Source organism: Phaeodactylibacter sp., from assembly GCF_040219495.1.
In the GTDB taxonomy this organism is placed as follows: Bacteria; Bacteroidota; Bacteroidia; order Chitinophagales; family Saprospiraceae; genus Phaeodactylibacter.
In genome coordinates this window covers 52,792-70,208 of the sequence record NZ_JAVJSK010000011.1, presented here as the reverse complement: position 1 = coordinate 70,208, position 17,417 = coordinate 52,792, and the positions used below count along the sequence as shown (strand labels likewise).

The following is a 17,417-nucleotide window of genomic DNA, read 5'->3' as shown; positions in this document are numbered from 1 at the left end:
AAACACTCACTAACCTAATACACAGTGTACTAGTGCCTCAAGCCATAAAAATGCTGTCATCATGAATAGAATTCTCTCCTATATCTACTCGAAAAGATATCCTATCTTTTGGTTACTGATCCTATTTGGGTTATCCCCAACTATTTATTGCCAGTCCATACCCTGTGATGGCCGGTTAATGATAATCAACGGTTATGGCAATGCCAACGTCTATCCCATTGTGATTGACCGGGAAAACGGAGTCAGCGGAGTGGGGCAACCAATCGTGGAGCGGGAGACCCCACAACAAAGATGGAACCCGGAAGCCTATGGTTATCGTTGGAAGGATAGTACTTTTTACGGTGCGATCTTGTTTGGAGGTTATACGTCCACCGCTAATATTTTTTCTTTGTCTAAGGATGGTACAATTTCCTTCACTGTAGATACATTTCCCTCCATCGAGGATGGATTTGTTTTAGAAGCAGGCTGCATATCAAATGATCAGCAGCACTTTCTATTGCTGGAAGATAGAAGACTCTTACCAATGCAAGGAGGCGGCTACAATCTTACTCTTCCGAATCTATTGCATAAGATTGACTTGGAAACTGACCACTATACTATTGAAGAAACCCTGCTGGTTCAAGGAATAGCTGAATCTGACACCATAGGAATCATATCTACAGACATTGCGATGGATCCAGGCTCAGGATTGTGCTTCGCTTTTGATAGGTTTACCAGTAAGATGGTGACCATTGATCTTGAAACGGGGCTATTAGATAATGTAAGCTACCCTCCAATAGATTTTCAGCCTTATGGAGGCATTATGCCCAATGGATTATTCTTTGATGCCTTCAACCGGCTATATGGCATAGCCCATGATATGTATAATCATTATGATGGCAGTTATTTATACGAATTCGATAAGAGCAACGGCACCATCGCCCACGCTTACCCCTTTACTCCGCCCAGTGATACTTGCAAAATTTATGATGGCTGCTCCTGCCCTATGACTGTAGCTATTGAGAAGGCACTCGGCCAGGAGGAACTCAGGCCCTGCCAAACAACAGAGGCCGTGATAAAAATCGCTTTTATGAACCAGGCTGTCTTAGCAAATCCAGCCAGCCTGCGGGACAGTTTCCCAATTGGGGTCGAAATACAGGAAGTACTCTACAACCCCTATGGCGGACAAGTCACCGGAATCGGAACGAATATGCTGGACATTCAGGACCTTCAGCCCAAATTTGGCGTGGACAGCATCGTTGTGCGGCTCTATGTGGCTGAACAGATGCCCGGTGGAGCATACACCTGTCAGGCCAGCCTCTATGATATCAACCTAAGCGAAATGGGGGACAGCCGTACCTCCATATACTCTGATTACCTGCCCAGCCCGGCTTACAATGATGCCACACCTTTCTCCGTTACCCCTTTTGAAGACCTTGAGCCCCGGTTGTCTTTTCAGAAATGTGAGGGCCTGCCTGTTGTGCTGCGCCTCTTTGAAAACACCAATGGCTTGAGCTTTCATTGGCAAGGCGGCTCTACGGCTGATACGCTCTCAGTCAGTGTATCGGGGCTTTATGATGTATCCGTCAATACGGGCTGCGAAGAGCTGAACTACACGGTAGAGGTGACAGACAACATCCTGCAGGTCAATCTTGGGCCAGACCAGCAACTGCACTTTGGGGAGGTGCTAACGGTCATGCCGGACTTGCAAAACTCCAGCCCGATTAGCAGCTACCTATGGTCTTCAACCGATACTGCTGCACTCTCCTGCCTCACCTGCCCCGTAGCAGAGGTACTGCCGGTACAAAACAAAGCAACCCTTTCCCTTTTTATTACCGATGAAAACGGCTGCACCGCCGAAGATAAAATGGCCATTACAGTAGAGCGCCCGGTCTATATCCCTACCGCCTTCAGCCCAAATGGCGATAGCAGGAATGACTACTTCACCTTGCTCACTCCTATAGACGTAGAACTGGTTTACTTCAGGGTGTTTGACCGCTGGGGCGGACTGTTGTGGGAGCAAAAGAATGGGACGACTAATGGGACAGCACATAGCTGGGATGGCCAGTCAGCAAACGGTGAACAGGTACCTTCCGGGCTCTACTTATGGTCGGCCAGGTTGAAATATCCGGATGGTATTATCCAGGAGTTGTCGGGCGAGGTAAGTTTGATGAGATAAGTGCGCTCCGAGGAGGAATCTCTATTCAGGAACCTCTCTTAGGTTGCCCCGCACCTTGAACCGCTGGCAATAACGCTTGTCCGGAGTATTAGACAAGCTGTACACTGACAGTATTGCTTCACAAACGGGTATGTGTTATGTACCAGGGTACAGAGCGGTGAGGTCAACTGATCCACTCCAGGAAATTTTCCCGGTTGATCACCGCAAATTCGGAGTTGGGGTAAGTCGCTTTGAATACGTTTGGCAGCTTAGCCTTTTTCCTGGGATTCCATTTAAATTCATAAGCATGAAGCTTCCCTTCCCTATCCTCAATCCAATCTATTTCCTGTTGATCGTACGTTCTCCAAAAGTAGTTATACACCAGCATTTTTTCGTATTGCTGATGTTTGATACGCTCGCTTATGATGTAGTTTTCCCACAATATGCCCACATCGTTTCTGTTTTCGATTGGCTTCATATCCCCTATCAACGCATTCCTGATCCCATTATCAAAAAAATACCACTTCTTGCCTTTGACTATTTCTTTTCTCAGGTTTCTACTCCAAGCGCCTACCGAATGAATGATATACACCTTGCTCAATAAATCCAGGTATCGCTCTACCGTGTTTTTACTGATCCCCAACTGCTTGCCCAATTCAGTAAAACTCACTTCACTTCCTATTTGATAGGCGATCAGGCGCAATAACTGAAGGATCTTTTCTGAGTTCCGGATCAAATCAAATTCAAGGATATCTTTCAGCAGGTAAGACTTAATCAATTCATCCAGGTACGCTTTTCGCTCCTGTAAATCTTCCAGATGGATCAGCTCAGGGTAATTCCCGTAAACCAATCTGTTCCTGAGGTTCGCCTCCTTTTCAAAAATATTTTCCGTCTGATTCAATTCCTTTTCTGATAATCCAAAAAGATAAAAAGTGTGCTTTCTCCCCGTCAATGGCTCTCCGGTAAACTTATCTAAGTCAAAGGCAGAAGAGCCCGTAGCCAGTATTTTTATACCCGCTATCGTGTCTACCATTAGTTTTAACACATTGCCTATCTCCGGAATTTTTTGGGCTTCGTCGATAATCAGTAATGACTTTCCTCCTATGATGTTTTTATACCTTTGAGTACTCCTATACTCCAACTGCCTTCTGACATCCTGATCCTCTCCGTGCAAAAGCAGGTAGGGTTCGGATATTTTATTTAGAATTTGTTGGATTAGTACCGTCTTTCCAACTCTTCGCGGCCCCAGAAGCACGACTACTTTATTTGGGCGCAAATACTTTATGACTTCATCCTCAATTGCTCTTTTCAGCAGCTTCACTTGTTTATTTTTGCTTTAATATACATTAACTGACTAAATTTAGCCAAATTTAGTCAGTTAAAAAACTATTTTTAGCTAAATATAGTCAGTTAAAGACCCTTTACTAAGTCCATCTGACATGAAGGACAGGAATCAATATTACGCGAACAGATAAAAATGTGTTGAGCTTAAGGCGTTAATGGATTGTGGTCGTTAGCAGGCTTAAAAGCAAGGTAGCAGTTTGGGTCTATGGGTTGGTGAAATTGGGTACAAGATAGGGAAAATGGACGAATACCGGACTTAGCAACTCGTGGTTTCACGCTCAGCGTCTACAAGGCTTTACCCAAAAAGCGAAACTGGAAAAACTTACGTAAATTGAAGGAGCTCAAACTTAACTTACCATGGAAAAAACAGCCAACATTCACCCAGGAGAAATCCTGTTTTTTGAATTCATGGAGCCGCTGGAAATAACGGCTTACCGGATTTCCAAAGACTTGCATATACCGCAGACTCGCATTTCGGCGATCATCAAGGGGAAGCGCAGGGTAACTGCCAATACCGCCCTTCGCCTCAGCAAATACTTTGGTACTTCAGCCAAATTCTGGCTTGGGCTTCAGGACGACTATGATATTGAGGAAGAACGCAACAAGAAAAGCGTGGAGCTTGATGCGATAGCAGAATTGGAAGTAAAATCATGACAAGGGCTGTCAGATAACCTGAGCCTGAAAAAGAAAGCGCATTAGGGCAAACGCACCAAAATTTGAATGCGGTTGGAGCACGTTTGGAACATGTCGCGGAACACGTAAGAGCGGGTGGCGGCTGCCGAAATTGCATGTTCGACGGAGGAGTCCCGCAAATCGGCCGTGCCTTGGTAGGCGGCACCTGGGCGCTCAACCTCGCCCGGCGCTCTCCTTTCGCCGGGCGTGCTTGTTAGGTTGGTCTTGGGTTTCGAGCGTTGCCGGTCGGTTTGGCTTTGGGCAAATCTTCCATTTTCTTTTGCCTTGACGCAAAAGAAACAAAAAGTCAAGGCTGTGCATCGTTCTTAACGGGAAAATCGCAGGCAGGCGACTCGCGCCTACAAACTCGCCTTTTTGCAGGGTGGGTTGAGGTGGCGCGGGGAATAGCTTGATGTTATGTTTTCACGTTGATAGTGCATGTTGGCTCAAACAGTGTATCCACGCCACTGCGTGGCCGTCGCCTGCCTGCGATTTTCCCTAAACGCTGCAATGCCGGGGGCCAGGCTGTGGCTGCTGAGTGCGGTCCTGGGTTTCGAGCGTTGCCGGTCGGTTTGGCAGGCACGCCCGGCGCTCTCGCTGTCCGACGTAGTATGAAACGAAGTCGGTCATTTCGCCGGGCGTGCTTGTTGGGACGGTCTTGGGTTGCGAGCGGTGCCGGTGGGTGTGGCGCTATTTTTGAGTAATGAAAACGGGCCCGCAAGTGGCTAGCTTAAAGCGAAGAACAGACTAAATCGCCATGCCTGAGAGCCTTCATCGCCCTTTTTCATGAAAACTTAGTTTGGTGCGTTTGCCCTAAAAAGCACATAAGCCCCCTTGCCCACCCCCTCCATTTTACCTACCTTTGCCCGTCAATTGATGGCAGCGGTGAGATTTACCGTTGCTGTTCGGGGTGTTTCCTGGTTAACACCGGGATTCTGAGATCATACCCATAGAACCTGCCCGGGTAATGCCGGGAAGGGAGACGAGTACGAAGCGTTTTCCTGCGCAATCCGTTCTTTTCTTATGGGATGAAAGGCTGCCCAATAGTGGATTGAGCCGAAAATATTTGACAGTTAAAGACCAGGCATCACAGAAGGCTTGAGCATGAAAATACTATCAAATAATTCGGTCTAGTCGCACTAGCGGTCCTGAAGGCAAACACTCGCCCGACCCCTGGGTGGAGTGATTCTTTCAATTTTCATCTGTTTTTTTCATGTTTTACCAATCTGTTTTTACGACGTTGCTGCTGCTTGGGCTCTTAGGCTCACTGACGGCGCAGACTACTATTCAAGGTACCGTTACCGACCCGGCGGGCATGCCGTTAACCGGGGCTAATCTCCTGCTGCTGCCCGGCGACCGGGGTGCAGCGAGTGATGCGGATGGGCAATTTTCCATCTCAAACGTACCGGCGGGCGACTACACCCTGCGCGTGAGTTATGTGGGGTACGAAACCCTGCGCAAGCCCCTTCAAATTGCGGACGGTCAGAGCAAGCTAACCTTTCAGCTTACCCTGGAGCCCCGCGCTTTCACCGCCGAAGAGCTGACCGTGCGGGCGACCCGTGCTGGTGCGACTACTCCTATGACTTTCCTGAATGTGGATAAGGAGGATATTGATCCGGTTAACCTGGCACAAGACCTGCCTTTCCTGCTGCGGTGGACGCCCTCAGTGGTGTCTACTTCTGATGCTGGCGCGGGTGTGGGCTATACCGGTATCCGCATCCGGGGCACGGACCCTACCCGCATTAATGTCACCGTGAATGGCATCCCCATCAACGATGCGGAATCGCAGGGCGTGTTCTGGGTGAATATGCCGGACTTTGCCAGCTCTGCTTCTGACATTCAGATACAGCGGGGCGTGGGTACGTCTACCAATGGTGCCGGTGCTTTTGGCGCGACCATCAACATCAATACCACTGAGCTGAAGCCCGAGGCCTACGCCACGCTGAATGGCTCCGTGGGCTCCTTCAACACGCAGCGGGCCAATGTGGAATTCGGCTCCGGCCTACTCAACGGCAAGTTTACCCTCGACGGGCGCCTGTCCAGTATCACCTCCGATGGGTTCATCGACCGGGCCTCCTCTGACCTTTCCTCCTACTACCTCTCGGCAGCCTATTTGGGCGAAAGCAGCAGCCTGCGCTTTGTGACCTTCTCCGGACGGGAGCGGACCTATCAGGCGTGGTATGGCGTACCTAAGGATTTTCTGGAGGTGGACAGCCTCCGCACCTTCAACCCCTCCGGTACAGAAAAAGAAGGCGAGCCTTACGAAAATGAGGTCGACAACTACGGTCAGGACCACTATCAGCTAATCTACAACAACCAAATCAGCCGCAACTGGAGCTTCAATACCGCCCTGCACTACACCCGGGGCGCAGGCTACTTCGAGCAGTACAAGGCAGGCGAGGCGCTGGCCGACTATGGCCTGTTGCCGGTAGACCTGGTGGATACGGTCATTACGCAGACCGACCTTATCCGGCGTTTGTGGCTGGACAACGACTTTTACGGGGGCGTGTACAGCCTCAACTACATCAGCGATGACAACCGGCTGGATGCCACCCTCGGCGGCGGCTACCACCACTACTTTGGCGACCACTTCGGGGAGATCATCTGGGCTGAATATGCCTCAAATAGCGAGAAAGACTTCCAATACTACCAGAATGATGCCACCAAAACGGACTTCAACATCTACGCCAAGTTCAACTACGAGCTGCTCGACGGGCTGCACGCCTATCTCGATCTGCAATACCGGCGCGTCGGCTATGAATTCCTCGGTTTTGACCGGCAGGGCAACAACGTGGAGCGGACCGAAACGCTGGACTTTTTCAACCCCAAAGCAGGCCTGTTCTATCGCATCAGCAGCCGTTCAGAAGCCTTTGCCTCCTTTGCCGTGGCCAACCGGGAGCCCAACCGTAATGACTTTGTGGAGTCCACCGCCGACAGCCGGCCGGATCCGGAGCGCCTGTACGATACCGAGATTGGCTACGAATACCGCTGGGACCGGGCAGCCATCAACCTGACGGGCTACTACATGCTTTACCGGGATCAGCTGGTGCTGAACGGAGAGGTCAATGACGTGGGTGCATTTACCCGTGTGAATGTAGACCGCAGCTACCGCCTGGGGCTGGAGGTCGCCGGTGGCGCTCAGCTTGCCGATGGGCTGCGCCTGGATGGCAACTTCACGCTTAGCCGCAACCGAATTGCAAGCTTTACCGAATTTGTGGATGTGTACGATGAGAACTTTGGCTATCTGGGGCAGGAAGCGTTCACCTATGAGGAGACCGACCTGTCTTTCTCGCCCGATATCATTGCGGCGGGCGGTTTGTCCTACGAAGCGCTGCGCCTGAAGGACAAGACCGATCTCATCTTCACCCTGCAGACCAAGTACGTCGGGCAGCAGTACATCGACAACACCTCCGATGAGGACAATGCCCTTGACGCCTACAGCTTCAGCGACTTCCGCATCAACTTCAACTGGCGGCCGGGTTTCCTGCGGGAGCTGTCGCTCAAGCTGCTGGTGCAGAACGTCTTTGATGCCCGGTACGAGACCAATGCCTGGTCCTACCGCTATCAGTTTGACGGGAGCCCGGCCCTGGATCAGGGCTTCTTCCCGCAGGCGGGGCGGAACTTTTTGGTGGGGCTGAGTGTGGGGCTGTAGTGGAGATCGCCGGTTTTGCTTTGGTAAGGCCGGCGATTTTGTCTCCTTTAAAACAAGCCTTCAACGATTACCAATTTTCACCACCTTCCCCACTTCCAGCACACGCCCCCGCTCCTCCAACCTCCAGGTGTAGACGCCCGCCGGGTGCCCGCTCAAATCCAGTGTATTGAAGCCGGCCGACAGGCGCTGCGTGAGGACGGGCCTGCCCATAACATCGTATACCACGGCATTGGCTTGCACGGGCAGCCACCCCGCCCGCAGCGACAGGCTGAAGCGCTCCCGGAAGGGGTTGGGGAAAGCAGTGGCAAGTGGGGCTGTTTCGGCTTGCTGGGAGACCGTGACGGGCTCTGTAAACTCCAGTGTTTTGCACTTCGTATCATTGCCATTGGCGTTGCTGACCGTGAGGCAGACCTCATAGGTGCCTGGGCCGGGGAACGTATGAGCGGGCAGGGTATCCATACTGCTGCTGCCCTCGCCGAAGTCCCAGGACCAGGTGGCCGGCTCGTAGTCGCTCAGGTCATAAAACTGCACCATGAAGGGCGTGAGCGTATCCTGCTCATAGCGCCAGCGGGAGAGCGGGAGGTTGTCGATGCCGAGGGTATCACAGGGGCTGCCGTCTATGGGGCCGAGGCGGTAGTTGGGGAAATTGGGGATGGAGCCTAAATTGAATGTGGGCAACTCTAAACCATGTTGTTCTATGCGGCAATCCGGGCAGGGCGCATTGGGATCGTGGATGACGTGCATGAAACGGGTGCCGACTCCACCGCAAATGTATACTTTACCATCGGGACCGCGTTGGGATTGGTAGAAAGTGGTGGGATTAAAATCAATAAAACCGTCGTACTCGGCAACCAGAGCCCGGCTCGATAAAATATCATCCGCCCATAGATCATATTGATACAAATGAATGCCAGAACCCAAATATAGGTAACGAGAACCGTGCCCTACTGTTCCGCCACCGCCAAAACCAATTTTTTCGTAAGCTTCATTTCTTGGGTTGCTCAAGAGCCCTGTGCAGCGATTGAAATCATAAATCGAAAGATGATCTCCCTCTCCACCTCCTATGCTATGATAACGGATGTGTTTCATTCCATCTGGCGTAAAGAAGGCTTGCCCAAGCCCAATACTTGCTCCCCCTCCAATTTCCTGGAGCCCTAAGTATTCAAATCCAACCGGTGATAGTAAAAAACGATGGATTTCATTAAAAGTATAACGAGGAACGAGAACCCACCAGTCCCGACCATTAGCATGCCGACACGCACTTAGCTTTCCAAAGTCGAGCGTATCCAAAAGCGCTATCTCTTTTCTAATCAATACTTTCCCATCTTCTCCATTGGCATTTTTACTGATTACAGAAAAAAATAAATTTTCACCTGCTAATGAAAACGGAGCATCCAAATCAAAGGAATTGTAATGAGTATTAATTAAAGCAATAAGACTATCTGATCCTGGTAAATCAAGAGCTAGACCTGCCTGAGGAGAAAACCAACCACTCTGCTCTCCATTAGGATTCCAATCATTGCCGCCCTCCATTTCAGCGTGCTCTTTATTATAAATACTCTTTCCATCAAAATACAAAAAAAGTTCCCCTAGGCCATCACTGTAAGAAACATTATTTTCCCAAAGATCTGCTTGCCCTTTATGCTGATGATCCAGGACCTGAAGGCTTTCATCCTCAAATCTCCACCACATCAGCCCAAACTCATTCGTTGTATCTGTGCCTTCCCCACCGCTGTATCCCATCATCCAATTGTAGTCGTGTAATTGGGCATATAAGAGAGGGCCACAAAACAGAAGTAAACAAACTATAAAATACCGCATAAGACAATAGTTTTACCGATTACCAATCTTCACCACCTTCCCCACTTCCAGTACACGCCCCTGCTCCTCCACCCGCCAGGTGTAGACGCCCGCCGGGTGCCCGCTCAAATCCAGTGTGTTGAAGCCCGCGGAAAGGCGCTGCGTGAGGACGGGCCTGCCCATCGCATCGTATACCACGGCATCGGCTTGCACGGGCAGCCAACCCGCCCGCAGCGACAGGCTGAAGCGCTCCCGGAAGGGGTTGGGAAAAGCGGTGGCAAGCGGGGTTGTTTCGGCTTGCCGGGCAGTGGAGACCGGCTCCGTAAACTCCAGTGTTTTGCACTTCGTATCACTGCCATTGGCGTTGCTGACGGTGAGGCAGACCTCGTAGGCGCCGGGGCCGGGGAAAGTATGAGCCGGCAGGGTATCCGTGCTGCTGCTGCCCTCGCCGAAGTCCCAGAACCAGGTGGCCGGCTCGTAGTCGCTCAGGTCATAAAATTGCACGGTGAAGGGCGTGAGCGTATCCTGCTCATAGCGCCAGCGGGAGAGCGGGATATTGTCGATGCCGAGGGTATCGCAGGGGCTGCCGTCTATGGGGCCGAGGCGGTAGTTGGGGAAGTTGGGGACGGAGCCGGCATTAAAAGTAGGCAGCTCCACACCGCGCTGCTCTATGCGACAGTTTGGGCAGGGGGCATCGGGATTATGTATAACGTGCATATAACGGGTGCCTACTCCACCGCAAATGTATATTTTACCATCTGGGCCACGCTTCGATTGGTAGAAAGTAGTAGGATTAAAATCAATAAAACCATCGTACTCGGCAACCTGAGTACGAGTTGATAAAATGTCATCTGCCCAAAGGTCATATTGATAGAGATGGATGCCCGCTCCAAGGTATAAATACCGGGACCCTTTTGCTACTGCCGCACCTCCTCCTCCTCCAAATTGATCAAAAGCTTCCTGACGGGGATTGCTGAGCAACCCTGTGCAACGGTCAAAATCGAAAATATTCAAGTTGTCCTGTTCTCCACCTCCTACACTGTTATACCGGATATGCTTATTGCCATCTGGAGTGAAAAAGGCCTGACCTACCCCGATAATCAATTTATCCCCGATTTGTTGAGTGCCCACCCATTCAAGTCCGGTTGGAGTCAAAAGAAACCGGTGAAATTCATTAAAAGTATACCTGGCTACAATTATCCACCAATCACGACCATTCGCATGTCGGCAGGCGCTCAATTTGCCAAAATCCAGAGTATCTTGTAAGGCTTCTTCTTTTCGAAGTATGACTTTACCCAAGCCATTATTTTCCAAAAGATCAATAACTGAAAACAGTAAATCTTCTCCTGCAATATTTGAGATTGGAGTTAAATCAGGAAATGAGTTCGTAGTAGAATTAATAATGGACATAGAATGCTCTGAATTAGGAATTGGGAGAGCTAAACCGAGTTGTGGTGCTATCCACCCAGTTGGATATTCAGTTTCGTGCCAATTGGAGCCAATATCCATGGCAAGATGCTCTTGGTTATAAATATTTTGACCATCATAGTATGAGAATAGTTGTCCTGTGCTATTACTGTACGATACATTGTTTTCCCAAAGTGTTGCATACCCCTGATGTTGGTGATCAATAATCTCTAGGTTTTCATCTTCGAACCTCCACCACATCAGCCCAAACTCATTCGTTGTATCTGTGCCTTCCCCACCGCTGTATCCCATCATCCAATTGTAATCGTGTAATTGGCCATGTAGGAGAGGGCAACAGAATAAAAGTAAATAACCAATAAAATACCGCATGATTCGTATTTTAGAAAAGCCATGCCACCTGAAAACCTCAAGCAGCATGGCTTCTTTTTTGAAGCAATTACTTAATGACCTTTACGCTTTGGGTGCTGCCGTCTATCAAATGAATAACAGCAATGTACAGCCCTTTTGGGTAAGTGCTCAAATCCGCCTCCAGAAAGCGATCAGTTACTTGCAGGTTGAATTGAGATAGGCGCTGCTTGTCCGCATTGAGGGCATTAATAAGCACAATGTCAATATCACAATATTTCTTGGCATCCCGCAGCAAGGCGGATTAAGTCAATGTTAAGTTTTGCCCTCGACGCTTAAAGCTTCAGCGATTTCCGCATCAACTTCAACTGGCGGCCGGACTATAGCGCTAGCATGCGGCTCCAGTGTATCTTCTCAAAGTTTTTGAAAAAAACACCACCCCGTGCAACGCCCGCTCCCCCCTTTGCATATAGTCAAGTGTAAACCGTACGGTAGTTTTTTCATTTAAGAACCGACAACATTAAAATTGTTATGAAATTTTCAATCCGTTTAAATATACTGCTGGTCTTTATTGCTGTCCTTTTTGCTGCTTGTGAAAAGGATAATATGGACGAAATCGTCATTGATGAGCCAGATTACCAGCCGGAGGTCAATGAGACCAACCCCCTCTTCCTGGCTATGAGCACCAACAACCCTGAGGGTTTAGAGCTGGGGTGCCTTTCGATCCTTTACCCCTTCGATATGGCTTTGGAGTCAGGAAGTACCATCACTATTAACTCCGAGGGTGAATTTACGGCGTCGATAGACACTATCGCTATGGACCCGGCAGTAGACTTTATTTACCCTTTGGATATTCTGAATGGCGAAGGCGAAACGGCACAGGTTGCCTCCATTGAAGAGTTGGGCCTCAGCTTTGTGGCTTGTATACCCTCCAACGGCTGGGATTATGGTAGCATAGCAGGTAATCTTATTCCTGCTTTTTCTTTTACTGACTTATGTTTCGACCTGGTCTACCCCGTTGCACTGGAAGACCTGGAAGGCAATACGTACACGGCTGATAGCGAATCAGAACTTATCGATTTGAGTGCTACGGTAGATGACTTGTACTTTACGCTTCCAATAACCGTCCTGAATGTCGACGGGAGCGAAATTGAAATCGAGAGCTACAACGGGTTCTTCAATCTCGTCGAAAGCTGTGATGGTATGGGCGTTAATCCTCCGGTTGTGGTTAACGGCCAGTTTGAGGTCACCGGATTTGGGTGCTGGGAACTGCAATTCCCTTTCACGTTGGAGTTGAGCGATGGCACGACTACAGAAGTCAATACAGAAAGTGAGTATGCCACCACTATTCTGAATGCAGGTGAGGAGTTCCAGTTGATCTATCCATTTACACTTCAATCCCTGTTAGACGATGAGGAGCTCACCGTTTCAAATGATGATGAATTCATTTCAGCTCTGGAGTCCTGTGGAATCATAATTGATATTGGCGACGGCGGCGACTGCGGTTCGAGTGAGGGCCATATCATTCTGTTTTTCAATGAAGGCAGCTGCTATACTGTTAACTACCCCGCTCAGGTGCAGGCGGAAGGCATAACGTATACGCTGAATAGCATCGCTGATTATTTTGATGTGTTCGGCATGTATGCTACACAGGTGGATGCCATTGAAATCATCTACCCCATTTCCGCAACCAATACGGAAACCGGTACCGAAACCATACTGAATAACAGGGATGAAATTTGCGATTACGTCAATGCCTGCTTCGATGACGATAACAATTTCCCAGGATGTGACAACCCGAGCGATGACGATCAAACCATACACGTACCCTTGTTTTTCAGTGCCTATAACTTCTTCAGTGTATTCGACTGCCCATTCGACTTCGAGTATCCGGTACAGATAGAAGTGGAAGGCACGCTTTACAATATCAACAACAGGGATGATTACATGGCAGTGGTCAGCCCGTTCAGTCCCGGTGAAGCGACACTGATTTTCCCAATCACCGTGATTGAGGAAAATGGCGCTACCCTAACCTTGAACAGCAATGCCGACGTTTGCAGCTTTATTTCAAGTTGTGAATAGTATCTGGTTGTAGACTATATCAGCGTGTTGGAGCTCCGGAAAGCTAACATCCGTTTTTCGGAGTCCAACATTAATTTTCGCATTAGTAACTACCGACATAATGACATTGATGAAAAATAAAGAATCGGGTCTTCAGTCCACCGTCAAGCCAGTCCACGCTTGCCAAAACGACCTGCCCCGTGGTTGAAACAAACGTCATAAATGCTGCGGTACGGCGCGACAAGGGGGCTTTCAAAATCATCTATGAAAGCTGTGCCCCTTATGCCTTTTCCATCATCAGGCGATACATCTCAAGCACCAACGACCACAAAGATATCCTTCAGGAGGTTTTTGCGCGACTGTTCCTAAGCCTGAACACCTTTGACACTTCTAAAGACTTCAAACCCTGGTTACGTAGAATTGTCATCAACCAATGTATGCAGCACCTCCGGAAAAATAGGAAAAGGTCCGTTGTGGTCCCACTGACACCCACTACCAGGGAACCCAACGAAAACCTGGAAGCTCAGCTAACAAAGCTATCCAAATCAGATATCGAAATGTTGCTTTCGCAAATGCCGGATGGCTACCGGCAGGTCTTTATGCTGATTGCCATTGACGATTACACCCACAAAGAAGTAGCTGAGCTGGTCGAAATCAGCCCTGAAACCTCCCGCTCTCAATACCTGAGGGCAAGAAAATGGCTTAAGAAGCACCTGATCAACAACAACTATAAAACATTAGCGAATGGACTCTGATCAAAACAAACTCAACAAGCGCTTCTCGGAGAGCGATACGGGCCTGCCGCCGGAACTGAGCTGGGAGCAGATGGAGGAGGGTATCCTGGAAAAGATGGAGGCTCTGGAAGCACCGCCTTCAAATGGGCAGTCCAATGGCGATATTATCAGGATCGTGTCCACGCTGCTGTTGTGCCTGTTGCCTGTCCTCTTCTTCAATAATGGCTTGTTGCTGGACTTCAAAGGCTTGGCCTCTTCTGAGCCCGGGCAACCGATAGCAGATGCAGCCGCACCAGCTGCTTCATCTTCTTCCCTGCCAGTTACTTCCGCAAAGGATAAAGGTGAGCGTACAGACGACGCTTTGCTACAAATGGACCAGCAAACATCAGCAGCAGCCACTAATGAAAGGCCTGAAACAGCAGTAGCATTACCTCCCGTAAATGGCAGAAAAGATCAGCGTACAACAAGCTCAGAAGCACCATTCAAACCTTCCCCTTCTCTGTTGCCTGGTAACAGCCTTTCTTCTCCAAAGAAGAGTTTAGACAGCACTGAAGAATCACTGAACGATTCCGGTCATACGGCAGGCATTACAGCAGAAACACCAGCAATACAGCCCCCAATCGCTGCACTGGCGAACCTGGCTACACTGAACTTAGCGCCCCAAAGGAAAGCAGCAGAAACGCTCCTTCCGATAGCAGCGAATACTGAAGCTGAAGCCAGCCTGATACCCGCCCGTCAGCTGTCCCTGCACAGCGGTGTTTCCCAATGGAACCCGGGATATGGGCAGAACTTACCCGAAAATGCCAACTATGAACAGTCCATCCTGTCCTACTACACCCAGCTGAGCTACACCCACCGGTTCGGCAAAAACTACACCCTGACTGCCGGGCTGCAATACCAGCAGCTGGAGACTCAACTGCAGTGGAGTCAGCGCATAGAAGACTACACAACGGTTACCCTTCAGGATACGATTGTCGAAATACAGGTCAGCACTTTAACGGGCAATTCCACTGCCGTACGCGGAGATGTGGAAGTCAGTGTAGACGCCACCCGAAATATCCGCCATTACAATCAATACCGCATCCTCCAAATTCCACTCGCCATCGGTAAATCCTGGACTTTTGGCAAAAGATGGCAAGCTGGCCTGTCGGTTGGCAGCGCGGTCAATGTGCTCAGCCACAACAAAGGCCGCTACATCTATCAGGGGGAGCTACAGGAAATGGACGGGCCAGCCACCAGGCTCATCGACAACCGCTGGGGCATCCATGGGCTGGTGATGGGAAGGATGGGCTACCAAATCACACCAAGCCTGGGCGTCATGATCGAGGCGCAGTACCAAAGGGGCCTAACCAACTGGAGCACAGTTCCAGGCTTTGAAATACGGCCAGAGGTACTTAACCTTGGAGTTGGGGTCTTTCGTAGGTTGTAAAAGGATTGGGTGGAGGTTTTTGGCCGCCTGCTCTTTTGAAGAGCCTGGAGGGCTTGGGAGGAGCTTCAGTTCGGGCCTCTGTAGTAATCAAGGCAGACTTTACTTTCGGTCCTGTTGACTGGCTGTAGGAGTCTAATGCATCCTTTTGCTGTCATTCAAATATTCCTCTTTTTAAACCCTTAAAATCAACCATCTTTCAGCTATATTTGAACCATTGTATGACATTGCTCTAATTCTTTAACATAAAAGGATATGACAGCGCGCCAGCTTAACCACCAACAAAATAGCATCTGGATTTTTATTTTCCTGGGTTACTTACTGATTTTACTCTTCTCCGCCAATGCCCACGAAAGCCTGTTCTACCGCCCGCGCAGCGTGCATCAGTGGCGGCAGGCAGACAGTGCCAGCCAATCACTGAATTTTCATCAGAATGAAGTCTCTTTCTGGACACCACAGCTGCACAATCAGGCTGGGAAAAATGGCTACGCTATCGCAGAATTCCCGGTCACCTATTACTTCATCAGTATATTGTATGATTGGTTTGGGGTCCATGAAGTGTTCCACCGGGGCACCCACCTCCTGATCGTTATGGCAGGCTGGTGGTTTTTGTTCCTGATCGGGAAGCGGTTGACGGGTAGTGGCGGTCTCGCTCTGTTTCCGGTAGCCCTGATGAGCACCTTTCCAGTCTTCTTTTATTACAGCAACAACTTTCTGCCTAATGCCCCGGCAATAGGGCTGGTTTTGATTGGATGGTATGCTTTCTTCAGATACCGGGACAACCCAAAGCTGGTATGGCTTTACTTGATGGCTTTTTTTATGCTCATCGCCTGTCTGCTGAAGATTTCGGAAGGGATTAGTTTCATTGCCATTCTTGCGGTTGGCCTGCTCAGCTTGCTACCGGGGCGCTTGTTCCCCAACGCTTTCATACCCCGAAATCACCTGCTGCACTGGGTTGGAATTGCCGTGGCCGTCATCGCTTTGAATGTAGCCTGGTACGAATACGCCCGTTATTACAACGATGTATATGGCAACAACCAAAGCCTGATCGGTATTTTACCCTTCTGGGAAATGAATAAGGACGACTGGCAACTGCTGGAGTATATGGTAGAGGACGTTTGGCTTCCTCATTTGATGCACCCGGCATGGTTGTATACGCTGGGCGCTATGACGCTTTTGTTCCTGGGGCTCTTCCTAAGGATGCATGAGCTGTTGCGCTGGATTACCCTCCTTTTGCTGGTGGGGTGTGGAGGCTACGGGCTGCTCTTTTTGAAAGCCTTTCCCATGCATGATTATTACTGGCTAACCTTTGCCATATATCCGACATTTCTGCTGATCACCTTATTGGAATGGGGAAGGCGGGCGTTTCAGGGGCGGCATTGGCTCATCAAGGCTGTCCCGGTAGCCGGCCTTTTCGTGCTAAGCATCCTGGGGCTGATGCAGAACCGCGAGATTCAAAAAGTGCGCTACACCGATGACCGGTTCCGGAGCGGACTGCCCGAAGGTTCCTACGAACTGGAACCCTACCTCCGTTCCATAGGAGTAAGCCGCCATGCCAAGGTGGTGAGCGTTCGGGACAAAAGCCCCAATATCACGCTTTACCTGATGAATAATCCGGGATACTCAGAGGCTTTCAACGGCGGTGACTATACCGTAGCCGGGTTTCAAAAAGTAGGGGCAGAATTCCTCATTATCAATGACAGCAGCTATCTGGAAAAACCCATGTACCAACCTTTCTTAAAGAAACAAATCGGGGCGTACAAGGGGATTTTGATCTATGATATTCGGGAATAGCAGGAGTTAATTGAGGAGCTTTGC

At 49.6% G+C, this 17,417-nt stretch carries 10 protein-coding genes; 7 read left to right on the top strand and 3 right to left on the bottom strand.

Annotation, left to right across the window (positions count from 1 at the left end):
* Positions 1-61: 61 nt before the first annotated feature.
* On the top strand, positions 62-2,158 hold the full coding sequence (locus RIC19_RS02225; protein WP_350176389.1) for a T9SS type B sorting domain-containing protein: 2,097 nt from the start codon (positions 62-64) through the stop codon (positions 2,156-2,158).
* A 163-nt stretch (positions 2,159-2,321) separates the two neighbouring features.
* On the opposite strand, the gene RIC19_RS02220 is transcribed toward RIC19_RS02225, so the two are convergent.
* Positions 2,322-3,458, bottom strand: a complete 1,137-nt coding sequence (locus tag RIC19_RS02220; RefSeq protein ID WP_350176387.1) for an ATP-binding protein — start codon at positions 3,456-3,458, stop codon at positions 2,322-2,324.
* Between the two features lie 380 nt (positions 3,459-3,838).
* On the opposite strand from RIC19_RS02220, the gene RIC19_RS02215 reads away from it, so the two are divergent.
* Together RIC19_RS02215 and RIC19_RS02210 are read left to right on the top strand one after the other, a co-directional pair.
* The gene (locus tag RIC19_RS02215; RefSeq protein ID WP_350176385.1) at positions 3,839-4,135 is read left to right on the top strand and encodes a HigA family addiction module antitoxin; all 297 of its coding nucleotides are present in this window, start codon (positions 3,839-3,841) and stop codon (positions 4,133-4,135) included.
* Positions 4,136-5,366: 1,231 nt separating this feature from the next.
* Positions 5,367-7,805, top strand: coding sequence for a TonB-dependent receptor (locus RIC19_RS02210; protein ID WP_350176383.1), 2,439 nt, complete (start codon positions 5,367-5,369; stop codon positions 7,803-7,805).
* Positions 7,806-7,865: 60 nt separating this feature from the next.
* Here RIC19_RS02210 and RIC19_RS02205 read toward each other — a convergent pair whose 3' ends face one another.
* Positions 7,866-9,626 (bottom strand): PKD domain-containing protein, encoded by a 1,761-nt coding sequence (locus tag RIC19_RS02205; RefSeq protein WP_350176381.1) that lies wholly within the window; start codon positions 9,624-9,626, stop codon positions 7,866-7,868.
* A 12-nt stretch (positions 9,627-9,638) separates the two neighbouring features.
* Entirely contained in the window at positions 9,639-10,904 is a 1,266-nt protein-coding gene (locus RIC19_RS02200) for a PKD domain-containing protein (RefSeq protein WP_350176379.1), read from the bottom strand.
* Between the two features lie 1,005 nt (positions 10,905-11,909).
* Here RIC19_RS02200 and RIC19_RS02195 point away from each other — a divergent pair.
* The 4 genes from RIC19_RS02195 to RIC19_RS02180 all read left to right on the top strand — a co-directional run bounded on the left by RIC19_RS02195 (position 11,910) and on the right by RIC19_RS02180 (position 17,393).
* Positions 11,910-13,460 carry a hypothetical protein gene (locus RIC19_RS02195; RefSeq protein ID WP_350176377.1) on the top strand — a complete coding sequence of 517 codons (1,551 nt, stop codon included), beginning with the start codon at positions 11,910-11,912 and terminating at the stop codon, positions 13,458-13,460.
* Positions 13,461-13,639: 179 nt separating this feature from the next.
* A complete protein-coding gene (locus tag RIC19_RS02190; protein WP_350176375.1) occupies positions 13,640-14,194 on the top strand; it encodes an RNA polymerase sigma factor in 555 nt (184 codons plus the stop codon).
* Positions 14,184-15,602: a hypothetical protein gene (locus RIC19_RS02185; protein ID WP_350176373.1), complete on the top strand. Its 1,419-nt coding sequence runs from the start codon at positions 14,184-14,186 to the stop codon at positions 15,600-15,602. The genes RIC19_RS02190 and RIC19_RS02185 overlap by 11 nt, the downstream gene beginning before the upstream one ends.
* A 252-nt stretch (positions 15,603-15,854) precedes the next feature.
* Positions 15,855-17,393, top strand: a complete 1,539-nt coding sequence (locus tag RIC19_RS02180; RefSeq protein ID WP_350176371.1) for a glycosyltransferase family 39 protein — start codon at positions 15,855-15,857, stop codon at positions 17,391-17,393.
* Positions 17,394-17,417: the final 24 nt, after the last annotated feature.

What these genes read in the sequence shown, in the direction of transcription:
- RIC19_RS02225 (WP_350176389.1), top strand. Translation starts at nt 62, where the DNA reads ATGAATAGAATTCTCTCCTATATCTACTCGAAAAGATATCCTATCTTT.
- RIC19_RS02215 (WP_350176385.1), top strand. Translation starts at nt 3,839, where the DNA reads ATGGAAAAAACAGCCAACATTCACCCAGGAGAAATCCTGTTTTTTGAA.
- RIC19_RS02210 (WP_350176383.1), top strand. Translation starts at nt 5,367, where the DNA reads ATGTTTTACCAATCTGTTTTTACGACGTTGCTGCTGCTTGGGCTCTTA.
- RIC19_RS02205 (WP_350176381.1), bottom strand. Translation starts at nt 9,626, where the DNA reads ATGCGGTATTTTATAGTTTGTTTACTTCTGTTTTGTGGCCCTCTCTTA.
- RIC19_RS02195 (WP_350176377.1), top strand. Translation starts at nt 11,910, where the DNA reads ATGAAATTTTCAATCCGTTTAAATATACTGCTGGTCTTTATTGCTGTC.
- RIC19_RS02185 (WP_350176373.1), top strand. Translation starts at nt 14,184, where the DNA reads ATGGACTCTGATCAAAACAAACTCAACAAGCGCTTCTCGGAGAGCGAT.
- RIC19_RS02180 (WP_350176371.1), top strand. Translation starts at nt 15,855, where the DNA reads ATGACAGCGCGCCAGCTTAACCACCAACAAAATAGCATCTGGATTTTT.